This window comes from Oleiphilus sp. HI0079, assembly GCF_001635105.1.
Genome location: NZ_LWFT01000739.1, coordinates 1 through 15410 on the forward strand (window position 1 = coordinate 1; position 15410 = coordinate 15410).

Annotated in this window: 14 protein-coding genes; 5 read left to right on the forward strand and 9 right to left on the reverse strand. The window is 47.6% G+C overall.

Annotated elements, in window-relative coordinates; all coding sequences use genetic code 11:
- From livM to A3750_RS13410, 3 genes are all read left to right on the forward strand, one after another.
- The coding region (gene livM / locus A3750_RS13400; protein WP_068548358.1) for a high-affinity branched-chain amino acid ABC transporter permease LivM at positions 1-891 on the forward strand (891 nt) is incomplete at its 5' end.
- Positions 884-1654, forward strand: coding sequence for a high-affinity branched-chain amino acid ABC transporter ATP-binding protein LivG (gene livG, locus A3750_RS13405; protein WP_068451896.1), 771 nt, complete (start codon positions 884-886; stop codon positions 1652-1654). The genes livM and livG, both read left to right, overlap by 8 nt.
- Entirely contained in the window at positions 1654-2355 is a 702-nt protein-coding gene (locus tag A3750_RS13410; protein ID WP_068451901.1) for an ABC transporter ATP-binding protein, read from the forward strand. Before livG ends, A3750_RS13410 begins: the two co-directional genes overlap by 1 nt.
- 31 nt (positions 2356-2386) lie before the next feature.
- Here the strand turns inward: A3750_RS13410 and A3750_RS13415 are convergent, their stop codons facing one another.
- The 3 genes from A3750_RS13415 to A3750_RS13425 form a co-directional block, all read right to left on the reverse strand.
- Entirely contained in the window at positions 2387-3277 is an 891-nt protein-coding gene (locus A3750_RS13415; RefSeq protein WP_068451903.1) for a sterol desaturase family protein, read from the reverse strand.
- Positions 3278-3339: 62 nt separating this feature from the next.
- On the reverse strand, positions 3340-4608 hold the full coding sequence (locus A3750_RS13420; RefSeq protein ID WP_068451905.1) for a valine--pyruvate transaminase: 1269 nt from the start codon (positions 4606-4608) through the stop codon (positions 3340-3342).
- A gap of 12 nt (positions 4609-4620) precedes the next feature.
- The gene (locus tag A3750_RS13425; RefSeq protein ID WP_068451907.1) at positions 4621-5340 is read right to left on the reverse strand and encodes a hypothetical protein; all 720 of its coding nucleotides are present in this window, start codon (positions 5338-5340) and stop codon (positions 4621-4623) included.
- A gap of 163 nt (positions 5341-5503) precedes the next feature.
- Here A3750_RS13425 and A3750_RS13430 point away from each other — a divergent pair, with 163 nt between their 5' ends.
- A complete protein-coding gene (locus A3750_RS13430; protein WP_068451909.1) occupies positions 5504-6244 on the forward strand; it encodes an SIMPL domain-containing protein in 741 nt (246 codons plus the stop codon).
- Here A3750_RS13430 and A3750_RS13435 read toward each other — a convergent pair.
- The 6 genes from A3750_RS13435 to A3750_RS13460 form a co-directional block, all read right to left on the reverse strand.
- Entirely contained in the window at positions 6241-7140 is a 900-nt protein-coding gene (locus tag A3750_RS13435; protein ID WP_082873296.1) for a DMT family transporter, read from the reverse strand. The two genes, A3750_RS13430 and A3750_RS13435, sit on opposite strands and share 4 nt — an antisense overlap.
- A 268-nt stretch (positions 7141-7408) precedes the next feature.
- Positions 7409-8452, reverse strand: a complete 1044-nt coding sequence (locus tag A3750_RS13440; RefSeq protein ID WP_068466556.1) for an XdhC family protein — start codon at positions 8450-8452, stop codon at positions 7409-7411.
- Positions 8453-8474: 22 nt separating this feature from the next.
- Entirely contained in the window at positions 8475-10697 is a 2223-nt protein-coding gene (locus A3750_RS13445; RefSeq protein ID WP_082863109.1) for a molybdopterin cofactor-binding domain-containing protein, read from the reverse strand.
- A gap of 9 nt (positions 10698-10706) precedes the next feature.
- On the reverse strand, positions 10707-11195 hold the full coding sequence (locus A3750_RS13450) for a (2Fe-2S)-binding protein (protein WP_068453849.1): 489 nt from the start codon (positions 11193-11195) through the stop codon (positions 10707-10709).
- Between the two features lie 54 nt (positions 11196-11249).
- Complete coding sequence (gene smrA / locus A3750_RS13455) at positions 11250-11825, reverse strand: DNA endonuclease SmrA (RefSeq protein WP_068453847.1); 576 nt, start codon at positions 11823-11825, stop codon at positions 11250-11252.
- Between the two features lie 76 nt (positions 11826-11901).
- The gene (locus A3750_RS13460; RefSeq protein WP_068453845.1) at positions 11902-12873 is read right to left on the reverse strand and encodes a LysR family transcriptional regulator; all 972 of its coding nucleotides are present in this window, start codon (positions 12871-12873) and stop codon (positions 11902-11904) included.
- 168 nt (positions 12874-13041) lie between these two features.
- Here A3750_RS13460 and A3750_RS13465 point away from each other — a divergent pair, with 168 nt between their 5' ends.
- On the forward strand, positions 13042-15354 hold the full coding sequence (locus A3750_RS13465) for an RND family transporter (RefSeq protein WP_068453844.1): 2313 nt from the start codon (positions 13042-13044) through the stop codon (positions 15352-15354).
- Positions 15355-15410 lie beyond the last annotated feature (56 nt).

The window sequence follows — 15410 nt, forward strand, 5'->3', positions numbered from 1 at the left end:
ATGCTCGGTCTTGGTCTAAACATTGTGGTTGGCCTTGCCGGCTTACTTGACCTAGGTTATGTCGCCTTTTATGCAGTCGGGGCGTACAGCTATGCACTTCTTTCTGAATATTTTGGCCTCTCCTTTTGGGTCGCCTTGCCGATAGGCGGTCTAATGGCGGCTTTGTTCGGCTTTCTACTCGGCTTCCCGGTATTACGCTTACGTGGAGATTACCTAGCCATTGTGACTCTTGGCTTTGGCGAGATCATTCGTATTGTTCTCTTGAACAGCACATCTGTAACCGGCGGACCAAATGGGATTGGCGGAATCGATAAACCAACCCTTTTCGGAATGGAGTTTGGTCGTCGAGTCAAAGAAGAAGGCAACACGCTCTTCCATGAAGCAATGGGTATCCCTTACGATAGCTCTTACAAAGTCATCTTCTTGTATCTACTTGCGGTAATTCTTGTTGTATTTACCGTATTCGTCATTCGACGTTTAGTTCGAATGCCTGTTGGACGGGCTTGGGAAGCACTACGTGAAGATGAAATTGCTTGTCGCTCGCTTGGAATGAATCGAACAATTATAAAACTCTCAGCCTTCACGATTGGTGCGGCATTTGCTGGTTTTGCCGGTTGCTTCTTTGCGGCCCGACAAGGCTTTATCTCTCCTGAATCGTTTACGTTTATTGAGTCAGCAATTATTTTGGCAATCGTTGTGCTCGGCGGAATGGGGTCTCAGCTAGGCGTGATATTGGCCGCCGTTGCTATGACCGTTCTTCCTGAAATTGCTCGGGAGTTCCAAGAATACAGAATGTTGATGTTTGGTTTGATGATGGTATTGATGATGGTTTGGCGTCCTCAGGGTTTACTCCCCTCCAAGCGCCCGCACATGGAGTTGGCAAATGACTAATCAAACTCTACTTAATGTATCCGACCTAAAGATGCAGTTTGGCGGCCTTGTTGCTGTTAATGGCGTTAATCTGAAAGTTGATGAAGGCGAGATCGTCTCCATCATCGGGCCAAATGGCGCGGGGAAAACGACCGTATTCAACTGCCTCAGTGGATTTTATACGCCCACCTCCGGCGTCGTAGAATTTATGGGTGAAGAAGTGCAAACCCTGCCTGACTTTAAAATCTCATTGAAAGGCATGGTCAGAACCTTCCAACATGTGCGTTTATTTAACAACATGACCGTTATCGAAAACTTGTTGGTTGCACAACATCGTCACGTAAATACGAATATTTTTTCAGGATTGTTTAAAACACCTGGCTACAAAAAGTCAGAAGAGCAAGCCATGACGCGCGCCAAGTATTGGCTCGAGAAAGTCGGCTTAATGGAAGTGGCAAATCGTGAAGCAGGAAATCTCTCGTATGGGCAACAGCGCCGACTTGAGATTGCTCGATGTATGGTAACAGAACCTAAACTTCTTCTTCTTGATGAGCCTGCTGCGGGTCTAAACCCAAAAGAAACCAAGGATCTCGACAACCTCATCGTATCGTTGAAAGAGGACTACCACGTCTCTGTTTTGCTGATCGAGCACGACATGAATCTCGTTATGGGTATCTCAGACAACATCTACGTGATTAACCAAGGGACCCCCCTCGCCTCTGGTACGCCAGACCAAATCAAGGGCAATCCTGAAGTAATCAAAGCATATCTGGGAGAGGTGTGATGCTCAGCTTAGACAACGTACATACCTATTATGGAAAGATCCAAGCGCTTACGGGTGTTTCTCTAAATGTCCAAGAGGGCGAGATCGTCACGCTGATCGGAGCGAATGGCGCAGGCAAGTCAACCTTGCTCATGACCGTGTGTGGCGACCCGAGAGCTGCAGAGGGTCGGATTGAGTTCCGAGGCAATGACATCACTCAAGCTGAAACATCCGACATCATGCGAAGCGGCTTGGCCGTTGTGCCGGAAGGCCGACGCATCTTCTCTGGCCTGACAGTGGAAGAGAATCTGCACATGGGTGGTTTCTTTGAATCGAAGGAAAGTATCGAAGAGTCTATGGAGTATGTCCTGGGCTTGTTTCCGCGCCTTAAAGAACGCTATGCACAGCGAGGAGGGACAATGTCGGGTGGTGAGCAGCAAATGCTTGCCATAGGCCGGGCGTTGATGAGCAAGCCAAAGATGCTATTTCTTGACGAACCATCACTTGGTCTAGCCCCGATTATTATCAACCAGATCTTCGAGATCATTGAGCAGCTACGTGACCAAGGTATGACAATATTTTTGGTCGAACAAAATGCAAATCAAGCATTGAAACTGGCTGATCGAGGTTATGTTTTAGAAAACGGCCACATTGTACTGCAAGATACGGGCGACAACTTGTTAGTCAATGACGAAGTAAAGAAAGCGTATTTGGGCGGCTAAATAGCGTGCAGCACTCGTTGAAAAAGGCAGCCTAGGCTGCCTTTTTTTGTGATTCGGATGAATCGAGTTCCTCAGCCTCATAGCGCTCTTCAACATAAGAGGGCCGTCGGAGCAAGATAGATAAATCTCGATATCTAAACACATCTCGAAACATCGCGAAAAACTCATCGAGATTAAGCCTAAGCGGATTCATCGTTGTTGGCTGGCGAGAGGTTAAACCATATTCGATCTTGCTCACCTCACGCTCATCGACAAAAGTCCCGAACAACCGGTCCCATAGGATAAAAATACCACCAAAATTTCGGTCGATCTGGTCAGGTTTACAACCATGATGCACTCGATGATGTGACGGCGTGTTCATAACGTACTCCAAAAAACCCCAACGCTTGAACACCTCTGTATGTAGAAAAAACTGATAAGCCAAGCTTGCCTCAATCGCGATCAAGGTCCAAGTTTTATCAAAGCCAATAATGGCCAAGGGTAACCACCATAAAACCCAACCGAAATTCACATCCAGTAAGAAGTTTTGCCTCAGAGCAGTCGAGAAATTGAGATGTTTTGATGAGTGATGGGTTACATGCACAGCCCACATCCAACGCACCTTATGCATCGCAACATGGTACCAGTAGTAGAAAAAATCTTGGGAAACGACCAGAAACGCAATGGCGAAGAACCCAGCTTCAGGCGTGTAACCAAAACCGTATTGCTGAACTTCTTCATAGAAAAACTGAATGAACAACGCTACAGCAATGCCATCAAAAACCTTATACATCGCGCCGGTAGAAATGTTCGCCAAGGTCTCATTCCAATGATAAGAATCAATATTTTTGCGTTTCAAGTACCAAGCTTCCCAAGCGATCAAACTTAGAAAAAGGGTCCCAAAAATCACAATAAACATCAGCGCATGAAAAACATCATTCATATTTTTTATTCTCGATACCTATGCTGCTGTTAAAAGAGCAGGCAATTTCTCACTCAAACCAACTAATGATGATATGCCTCTCGAATCGTATCAGCGATAATTTGTAAGCCCTTTCTTACACGTTCCTCATCCTGCGAATAGGTAACGCGCAAGCATTCATTGCGATGCGACCAATCAAGATCATGCTCACTATCTAGGCCGGGAAAGAAATGATGGCCTGGTACAACAAGAACACCACGCGTTTTTAAACGCTCATACATCTGCTGACTTGAGACAGGACAACCTTTCATCCAAATCCAGAGAAACATCGCCCCCTCAACCTTATGCAACGAAACAGGCAAATCTCTGCAAAGCGACTTAAAGTAGGCCTCGGCCTTTGAAGCCTTGTCAAGATAAAAAGGCCGAACAAGCTCATTACTCATTTTTAGAATTTCACCCGAGGCAACAAGGTCTTTGGCCAGCATTGGCCCGAAACTTCCGGTAGCCAGGTTCATCACTGCGTTGATACCAGATAGCGCATTAATGGTTTCCTCGTTTGCGACCACAATACCGGTTCTTGCAGCAGGTAATCCCAGTTTCGAAAGGCTCAAGCAAACAATTGTATTGTCATTCCAATGCGGTTTGGCATCACTAAATATCAGATTCGGAAACGGTGTCCCGTAGGCTCCGTCAATAATAAGCGGTACATCTCTCGCCCGAGCAATCTCGTCGAGCTTGCGGATCTCATCATCGGTCAACACGTTGCCGGTAGGGTTCGTTGGGCGAGAAACGCAAATTGCCCCAACTCGCTCATCAAACTCCAAAGACTGAAAATCGATCTTATACTTGAATGTCTGTTCATCAATGGTCTCGATTTCTGGCCGAAACGCTCTAAAAATCCCGTCGCTCAACCCCGAATCACTGTAGCCAATATACTCTGGCGCGAGCGGTAATAAGATCTGCTTTGATATGCCTGAGGCATATTGGCCCGCAAACATATTAAACAGCATGAAAAAACCGGCCTGGCTACCGTTGGTAAGAGCCACATTCCGCTTGGTGAGATTCCACCCATATTCCTGATTAAGCAAACTGACCATAGCATCGATAAAGTCGATCTCACCCTGAGGAGGATCATAGATTCCGATCAATCGCTTCATGCTATGTCGATCCTCAGTCAGCAGAGAAAGCTTTTCCTTAAATACTTTTTCAACTTCAGGAATATGCGCAGGATTGCCCCCACCCATCATGATGATGTCAGAACCAGAGTTCAGCGCATTACCTAGATCCTCCATGAGGCTCGTAATACCTGAAGTTCCGCCTAACTTGTTTCCAAAGGAGGAGAACCGAGTCATATGCTTTAGAATCTAACCCCTCAAGCCAAAAAGAAATTGCATCATCCACTCGGCCACCAAATGCTCTTGTGTTTCAGTGCCAATAGAAGCGATGCCTTCATCATACCGCTCAACCGGATAGCGCGCTCGACGTAAACGCATCAAACGGTCGCTATAATCATTTGTAAACTCGGGATGCCCCTGAAAACCCAACACTTTGCCTGGAATGTAAAACGCGCCGTTTTCACAGAACTCGCTTCCGTAAATTCGAGCTGCGCCTTGCGGTAATTGAGTGACTTGATCCTGGTGGCTGAACAACAATGTCAGACTCTCAGGCATATCTTCAAACGGCCCGTCTACACCTTGCTTCTTATGTTCGATAGCACCAATACCCCAACCCTTGTTGGACTTCTCGGCTTTCCCTCCAAGGACATCTGCCAGTAGCTGATGGCCGAAACAAATACCCACGACACGAATACCTGCATCATATATATTCTGAACGAGTATTCTGAGAGGTTCACGCCATTCAACCTCGTCATAGACCCCGGTTTTACTGCCACTGATCAAGTACGCGTCGCAGTCGCTAACATTGGAAGGTAATTCCCCATGGCATGCCTTGTACCGAATAAATTCTGGCTGCTCCGCTGCCAAAGTGGTTTTGGCTAACAGGTCACAAAACATGGATGCATAATTGGGATAGTCATCAACTAACTCCGGCGCAATCTCATCACAATCTAATATTCCAATTTTCATACTGCTGATCTCTTTCTATTTTTTCGTTGTGTTTCATTGCACTTTGCAAAGGTACACAGCTAATTTTGACTAAGCTGGTCATAAAGACCTACGCTATAACTTTAGTGATCCCTGCACCGTATTTACACGTTGCTAAACCTTAACAACTTGGAGTCCACCCTCTATGCCTCGCTCAATGAACTTAGAACAAGGTCCTGACCGCGCCATTTCTCTTATCTTACTCGGAGCTATGTTTGTCTTTTCTATATTCTCGACCCACATTGCAGCATCAGAGCAAAACGGCATTCGAGTTTCTGCGATCGGTACCTCTTCTGTCGAACCGGAGCTCGCTCGCATCAGTCTTAGTTTTGAGCACACAGCGGACACCGCCGATCTTGCGAGAGATTTTACAAGCAATCAAGTTAGCAAGCTCCTTAACTCATTGAAAGACTTCGATGTAGACAAAGACTCCTTGGACAGTAGCCAAGTAAACATTGCACCTCGATACAACTATCAAGATAAAGTAAGATCTCTAGAAGGCTACCAAGTGACCCGTTTCGTTAACTTCTCACTTTCCAACCTCGACCAACTTGAATCTTTGGTGAATGCCATTACCGCGTCTGAGGTTTCCCGCGTAAACGCGATACGTTTTGATGTCAAAGATTCTTCTGAAGCACACGCAATAGCTTTACAAAACGCAATTGAAAAAACCAAATCTGCTGCGCAGGTTATTGCTCAATCATATGGAGCTGAGCTCGGCAAAATTCAGTATGTTGAACACAACATTGAGCACAGCGATCGTCCCTCGCCAAGTCCAATGCGCGCGATGGCTGTGGAAGCCCAAAGCGCGGATGAACCTGACACCTATCAAATCAAAAATATCGAATTCAAAGCACGAGTTTCAAGCACATTTGAATTAGATTAAGCACTCTGTTCTAGGCTGTTGTTTGAAGTATCACGCATACCAAGCAGCAGCTTACGGTAATACAGAAACAGACCCGAAAGAATGAGCCCTGTCCCTAAATACACTTTCACCGAGATCGTTTCGCCATTCACAAGAGCCCCCAATATGAGCGCCAACGCGGGGGTCAGCAAAGTCACCATCGCTACTGCGGCTGCTCCAGCAACTTTCAATAAAAAGAAGTAAGCACAAAATCCCAATAACGACCCAAACAAGGCGAGATAAATCACAGCGTATGGAGACTTACTAGACCAATCTATGGCCGGTATACCGCCATCGAGCACCAACCACGCAAAACCAAACAATGGTACAGACATGACAACACTGCCAACGGTTGTCGCCAGGGGGTTCCCCTGAAAACCAATTTGCTGCACTTTTACGCCGCTANAACTGTAGAGAGACACGCCAAGCAACAAAAACAAAACGCCTTTATAACCCTCGCCGCTCACCACCACGCCATCAAGACAAATCACACATAAGCCAATAAACGAGACTAAAAAAGCGGCAATTCTATCTGGCGTGAAGTTATTCTCCGAAAGCACAAAATAAGCGAAAACCCCGGATAAGAGCGGCGCTAAAGCAAACAATACAGATATCAAACCTGAGGGAATAAACTGCGAAGCACTATAAACACAAAGCATTGCAGCCACGATACCCAACTGAGAAAACGCATACGTGCGCACAGCATCGCGCTCCCATGAAATCTTGATCGCCAGCACATAAAGCATCACCCAACCGACAACCGCCGCTAGAAGCATACGCAACCCTAGTGCAGCAACAGGCGTCATCGTCTCGGCACTCCAAGAGATTGCTAAAGGTGTTGTAGACCAAACCAATACGATGGTTAGGTAAGCAGGCATAATAGACACGAGAATTCTCCCTATAAACTCGTCGCTTAACCTCACTAAAGCCAAGTGGAGGTTAATGTCATTTCAACGGAGTACATCGGGAGCAAGAAGAAAGCCACCGCATGAACGCCGTGGCTTTGAAAGAACTATTTAATCAACAAAACACACGGAAAGACGAGCACGGGCCAATGCCACGCGTGCGACTAAGAGTCGCATCATGAGCAAGCTCGACCAAGAGTGTTTTAATACAGTGTTGATATTCATGCGGCTTAGAATGGTGCTAAACGATTGCTTTGTCAATCCCGGCAGGAATTTTACCGATAAGACTGCCTTGCACTACTCGTTTCACTCGCAAGGAACGAACATCAACAAGCTGAGCGGCGATTGAAATCGCTATCTCTATCGGAGTATGGCTTCCGATCGACAAGCCGACTGGCGCTTTAAGTTTCTCTATCTGATTTTCCGTCAAACCCAGTTTCATAAGCCGCTGCCTACGCAACTTCGCGTTACGTTGCGACCCCAAAGCGCCAACAAAATGTGCACGCCCTTGAAGCGCAGCCAAGACGCCAAGATCGTCAATTCTTGGATCATGGGCCAATGCGACGATTGCGCTATTCTCCTCAAAATAAGACTGGTAAACCACATCATCCGGCAACGCGTCTGTTATGACATCGATGTTGCCAAGCAAACTTTGTCGCTCAAGAAACGAGCGTCGAGGCTCGCATATGGAAACCTGATAACCTAGCTGTTGCACAAGAGGCACTAGATACTGCGCGACATCCGTCGCGCCAATAAGCAAGAGTTTGTCGATAGCCGCACAACGCAGATAAACGCAGTCATCTTGGCACCATACCTCACCATACGCCTCGTCTGGAAAATCCGTCAATGTGCAAGTGCGCGAAGAATCGAGAGCAACACAACGGCAAACTTCAGACAACTGGTCAACCCGGGCGAGAAGAGTCTGAACATGCTCAACACAACTCGAATTTTGGACTGGATCAAAAAGCTCTATTAGTAACTCGATGGTGGCACCACAAGGCAAATCATACCCTGCCGCATCGGCTCCGTATCGCTTAGTAATGGGAAACACGTCCTTTTCATCAAGACTTTCGGGAGATCGCAAGCTCTCCAACAAGTCTTCTTCAACGCAGCCGCCAGAAACCGATCCAAAAACCTGATTGGCAAGAGGGTCAAAGGCGAGCACACTTCCGGCAGGCCGTGGCGATGCCCCCCATGTTTCAAGCACAGTTACTAAAAACACAGGCCGTTTTGCCTGCAAAGCAGTAAGCAGCGCCTTAAAAACCTCGATGCGTTGGGTATTCATCGCCTAGACCATCGCCAATGCGTTAAGACAGCTTAAAGGGCAAGCGAGTATGCCTCGTACCCGTCGCTTTGAATATAGCGGCTCCCATAGCGGCTGCGAGCGGAGGTAAACCTGGCTCTCCAACTCCCGTCGGTGACTCTTCACTTGCAACAATGTGGACTTCAATCTCAGGGCACTCGTTGTTGCGTACCATCTGATAATCATGGAAGTTGCTTTGTTTCGCCAAACCACTGTCGAAACTGATCTCACCATAAAGCGCTGCGGTCAATCCAAAAACGATGCCGCTCTCCATTTGCATGGTCACAATGTCGGGGTTGACCACCTGACCGCAATCGACAGCACAAACGACTTTATGGACTTTTGGCTGACCTTGCTCAACGCTCAATTCAACCAGCTCCGCCACGTACGACCCGAAGGATTTGTGCACAGCGATGCCTCGATAACGTCCTTCAGGCGGCTTTTCAGCCCAACCACCTTTTTGTGCCGCCAACTTCAGCACAGCGGCCATACGAGGCTGATCCCTCAAGAGCGCTAGCCGGAACTCAACCGCATCCTGCCCTGCCTTCTCGGCACACGCCTCAACAAAGGTTTCGGTAACAAAACCATTGTGCGAGTGCCCGACCGCTCGCCAGTAGCCCACAGGAACCCCCGCGTCCGCCTTACTATATCTAACCTCTTGCGAACCGAAGGCATACGGTAAATCGTCAGCACCTTCGTAAGCGGAACGGTCAGCTGGCGTCATGGGGGTGCCAGCCGTTGCAAGGCCGACCTTGCCAAGCATAGGGAACATAAATTTTGGCGCTGCCGGAAACATAGCCGGCGCAGCATCCCATACATACCAATCCATTACACCAGGCGCGGCTATATGGTGATCCCAAGCAAGGACGTTGTCTTTGTCTACGCGCGCTCGCAGCTTGTGAAGGCTTGCAGGGCGATAAAAATCATTGCGCATGTCATCTTCGCGAGACCAAACCAGTTTTATCGGCAAGCCCGTAGCCTTTGAAATTTCCGCCGCCTCGCCGATGAAATCCTGATTCAAACGCCGCCCGAACCCACCACCGATAAACTGCGAATGTATAAATACTTCATCCAAATCAAGATGCGTTGCCTTCGCGACAACTACCTGAGCAATATCCGGACCTTGGGTTGAGGCCCAAATATCTGCGCGATGATCCTGAACATGCGCAACACAATTCATTGGCTCCATAGTCGCATGCGCTAAAAATGGCATTTCAAATTCAAGCTCAACAAGTGCACCCTCTTCGCTTGAAAACACCTCCTCAGCATCGCCTTCAGAACGCACAGTATCGCCCGAATCTTCGGTCATAACAGAGCGGTATAGTGCAAACGTATCTTCTGTAGTAATTGGCGATTCAGGCATCTTCCAGTCAATTGAGATCTTCTCTGAAAGCTTTCGAGCCGCCCAATAACTTTTTGCGACAACCGCGAGGCCCGAGTCGATCGCAGCTGTAGCAACGAGCCGAGCATCACCCTGAATACTGCTCGCATCGTATGCGCTAATGCTTGCACCGATAGCGGGCGGGTGAATAACCACCGCATATGCCATTCCCTCGACTTCGACATCGATACCAAAGTCTGCGGTACCGTTAACTTTCATTGCCGAATCTAGCCTAGCGGAATGCTTACCGATGTATTTAAAATCACTTTTTCGCTTTAACTTTGGTTCGTCTGGCACCGACTCTTTTGCTGCGAGTACAACGTATTCACCCATTGCCACAGAGCGATCTTCACCGCGCACTGTAATCAAGCCACCCTGTAAAATAAGCTTTTCAATCGGTACGTCGAACACCTTAGACGCCGCCGCCAAAAGCATTTCTCGTGCAGACGCAGCAGCTTCTCTGATCGGCTTCCAGCTTGTCGCGATACTGTTACTGCCGCCGGTGATCTGAAGCCCATAGCCTGGGTTTCTATAAACCTGTTGCGCCTCAGCAAACACAACATCGATCTTCTCTGGAGGATAATCAAGCTCCTCAGCAATCAACGTAGTGATACCGGTATATGTCCCCTGCCCCATCTCCACGCGATCGAGCGTGAAGCGCACGCCACCTTGCTGGTCGATTTCAAGCCATGCATTCGCCTGCCAAACACCATCATCGGATACTTGATTACCGGTAGTAGAACACGCTGGCAAGCTCAAACCGATCGTAAGGCCGCCACCGACCAACGAACCCTTCACAAACAGCTGACGTCGAGTTAGAGGTAATAAATCAGACACTTTGCTCATGAGATCCCCCTACACCTTCGCTTCGTAAGCAAGCGCATCAGCGTTTGCGATACTCACCGCGGCTGACTTAATCGCTTTACGAATTCGAGGATAAGTGCCACAACGACAAATGTTACCTGACATTGCACTGTCGATATCGTCATCACTAGGACTAGCATTATCACTAAGCAGCGCGGTCGCCGACATAATTTGCCCCGGTTGACAGTACCCGCATTGAGGAACGTTGTGCTCAATCCATGCTTGCTGAACTGGATGAAGATTGTCTCTCTCGCCCAGCCCTTCAATAGTCGTGATGTTTTGACCCTCAATGCTACCTATCGGCGTAATACATGAACGAATCGCCTGACCATTCAAGTGCACTGTGCAAGCGCCACACAAGCCCATGCCGCACCCAAACTTCGTGCCTTTCTTACCTATTTCATCTCTGATCGCCCAAAGAAGGGGCATATCGGGATCAATATCGATGGAGATATCTTCCCCATTAAGAACAAATTTCATAGCGCTCACTTTTATCGTTGTTTTGCTGAACATCGTTTATTCGAGATCACTAAATCACCTCAAACCGAATTTTTCTCTTGTGCTTTGCTTAGACTTATCGCCCTTCTTGAGCATGATGTAAACGGCACCCGTCCCGCCATGACGAGGCTGGGCCGAGTGAAATGCCATCACCTCATCAATTTGGGGAAGCCAAACAGAGAGATGGCTTTTGATTTTGGCAACTTTGTCCGGGTTGCGATCGCCCTTGCCATGCATCACCAAAACAGTTCGCAGCTCGTAGTGAAAGCAATCTCGCAGAAACTCGAAAACCATTCGTCTAGATTCGTCAACCGTCATTCGGTGCAAATCAAGACGGGCCTCTATGTCGTATCGCCCCATCCGTAAATTTTTGTACACGCCGTGCTGAACACCATCACGCCGAAATTCCAAAACATCGTTTGACTTCAGCTCCGGAACAACCGTCGAAGCCAGTGGATCTAACGTTTGCCTTGCTGATACGGCTAGGCTTCTACGCACCATCTTACCCGGTGTGTCTTCCTCTTTCTTGTGCAGACGCGCGCGATTCTTTCGCAGGGGCTTCACCCCCGCCATTTCCGCGGCGAACAAGTCCTGCTCGTCTTCATCACTCATCAATTACGTCTCTTATACCAAGCTCTGATCTACCAAGCGCTTATCTACCGAGTTACACACGTCAATCAGGCTAAATTTAGCTTGCAGCTAGCTCTTCAGCCCGACCAATAAAACTCGTCTCACCGAGGTCATCCTGACTGCGCGCGCTGAACACCCCTGACAGCTGCTCCCAAGGCGGATTAACGCAGTTCTCAAGCATAAATTCAGTAAATGCGACGACCTTAGACGGTGGCTCTCTTCGACTTGGATAAACCATATAAAACGTGCGCTCTTGAAATGGCGTATCCTGCAATAACAGTTTTAACTTTCCTGCCCTCACATCATCCGCGATCAACAATTGAGGGACTGCTCCGATACCAAAGTCATCGAGCGCGAGCATTCTAATCATCTCTACGTCATTTGCTGTCAAACGGCTCTGTATATTAGGAACCTCTTCGCCGTTTTTTGTCATAAACACCCAAGAATACGTGGAATGCATTATGCAGTGGTGATTCTGCAGATCATCCACTGATTTAGGCACACCAAACTCAGCCAAATACTCAGGGGACGCGCACAAAGATAGCCTTGCTGTGCCAAGATTCCTTGCAACTAAGCTAGAGTCTTCGAGCGGACCAATGCGAAATGCGATATCGATCTCTTCGTCTAACATATCGAGGTTTTTGTTATCCGAAATAATCTCTAGGCTGACCTTAGGATAGAGGCGCGAAAAGCGCTTAAAAATATCGGTAAAGAAAGGAATGCCGCACGCTAGCGGAGTACTGATGCGCAGCAAACCCGTCGGTTCTGATTGCATATTATTGACAATACGATCTGCCTCTTCCGCTTGCTCCAGCATTTTCATACAATTTTCGTAGTAAAGCTTTCCCGTTTCTGTCGGCTTCAAATTCCGCGTTGTACGATTAATCAATCTCACACCAACACGCTTTTCAAGCTGCGAAACCTTTCGGCTGACCGTCGACTTTGGCAGTTTTAGCTTCTCCGCGGCTTTGGTAAAGCTGCCACAGCCAACGACCACTGCAAAGATCGCCATTTCATTCAGGTCCTGCATATTCGACTCCATAAGCCCTATGAAACAAAAACACGTTATTCGGGCATTTATGCCACAAATGGAACAGTACATTCAATAGTAAATGGTTTTTATTGTCGACTAAAGACACCTAGAATAGCGAGCGCTGCTGCAGACTCGTGGCATAACAAAATAAAAAGGAATCGCATCATGAACGCCGATAGGTTTGCCTCTGGAATCATCAAGTGGCGATGGGCCATCATCGTCCTCACATTTGTCATCGTCGGCCTGATCTCTAGCGGCATCACAAGTATTGGTTTCAGCTCAAACTATCGCGTCTTCTTTTCTCCTGACAACGAACAACTTGTCGCTTTCGAAACCATCCAAAACACCTATTCAAAATCCGACAATGTATTGATGGTTATCGAACCAAAAGGAGGCAAAGTATTCGATCGAGATGTATTGGCTGCAATACAAGACCTGACTGAAAGAAGCTGGCAACTGCCCTACTCTACGCGCGTCGATTCGATTACCAACTATCAACACACAAGAGCTGAAGAGGACGACTTGATTGTTGCCGATCTGGTCGAGTTTCCAGAAGACGTTGATCTTAACTATGTTGAAAACGTCGCCTTAAACGAGCCTCTTCTAGTCCGCAGACTCATTTCACCTGAAGCACATGTCACGGCGATTAACGTTACCGTTCAGCTACCCCAATTAAGCGAATCTGAAATGCCAGAAGTGGTGGCGGCTGCGCGTAAGCTTTCCCGAGAGTTTGAGGAAGAATATCCTTCACTTTCCGTCTATATGACGGGGAGCGTCATGCTAGGCAACGCGTTTTCGGAGTCCGCCCAAAAAGACATGAAGAATCTGATGCCCATTATGCTAATGGTCATTATCGTAACTCTTTGGCTTCTTTTGCGCTCATTTACCGGCACGATCGCGACAGTTTTAGTTATTTTCCTCTCCGTTTTGACAGCCATGGGGATGTTCGGACACCTTGGTTGGACGCTTACAGGACCCTCGACAAGTGCCCCAACCGTCATTACTACAATGGCCGTTGCTGACTGCGTACACATACTTGTTTCCTTTCTGTTTAACTTACGTCAAGGAATGCAGAAAGAGGCCGCGATGCAAGAAAGTATTCGCATCAACCTACAACCCATCTTTATTACAAGCTTAACCACCGTGCTTGGCTTTATGACCATGAATTTCTCAGAAGTACCGCCTTTCAGAGATTTGGGCAATACCGTTGCAATAGGCGTGATCGCGGCATTTTTCCTCTCTGTCTTTTTTCTTCCTGCACTTGTCTGCATTTTACCCGTATCCGCGACAAAGCAGGCGCAACGCAAAAGCAAGGCGATGGACTCGCTTGCGGGCTTCATTATCGATAACCGCCGCGGGGTGTTAATTGGTTCAGGCATTGTCACGCTGGTATTGTTTGCACTCATTCCAACCAACCAAATCAACGACGATTTCATTGGCTACTTCAAGAACTCAGTGGAATTTCGCGCCGACACCGAATTTACCGCTGACAATCTCACAGGCATGTACAACATTGCCTATTCACTTGAGCAAGGCGAAAGCAACGGTATCAGTACACCGGAGTTTCTTCGTCAGATCGAGGCATTTACAGACTGGCTAAAGGCGAAAGACGAGGTCACAAATGTCGAAACGATTACTGAGATATTCAAGCGACTCAACAAGAACATGCATGGTGATGATCAAACTTACTTCAAACTTCCGGAAAACAAAGAACTGGCCGCGCAATATTTGTTGCTCTACGAAATGTCACTACCTTACGGCTTAGACTTGAACAACCAACTTAATGTCGACAAATCTTCGGTGCGAATTCTGATTACTATGGAAAATATCGTCACCTCAGAGACACTCAAACTTGAGCAAGAGATCGCACAATGGTTGGACAAGAATACCGATATCGAAACTTACTACGCTGCAAGCCCTAATCTCATGTTCTCGCACATCGGCAAGCGAAATGTCGACAGCATGGTAATGGGTGTTGGCTATGCGCTCGTCGTGATTGTTTTGATCATGTGCATAGTACTTCGTTCGCTCAAACTTGGCGCAGTGAGCGTGATTCCGAATATTGTACCGATCGGTGCGACCTTTGGGATTTGGGGCGTCATGCAAGGCGATGTGGGGATATCAATCGGTACAGGAGTGGGCATGATACTCGGAATCGTCATTGACAATACCGTGCACTTTCTCAGCAAATATCAACGTGCAAGAAGAGAAAAAGACTACTCGGCTGAAGAGGCTGTTCGATACGCATTTTCAATGGTTGGGACAGCTCTTTGGGTCACGACCTTTGTTTTAGTGGCTGGCTTCATGGTGCTTGCACTGTCAGATTTCAATATGAATGCGTACATGGGAATTTTTACAGCCTGCACGATTACGCTCGCACTGATTTTTGACTTTTTTGCGCTACCGGCATTATTACTCTGGCTTGATAAAGCACCAGGCAACAAAGCGCGATCAATGAGCAAGGCCGAGAACGCGTAGATATAGTCGCGACTGGAGCATCATCCTAAAGAGCATACAAGCTGTAACCAGCAGCA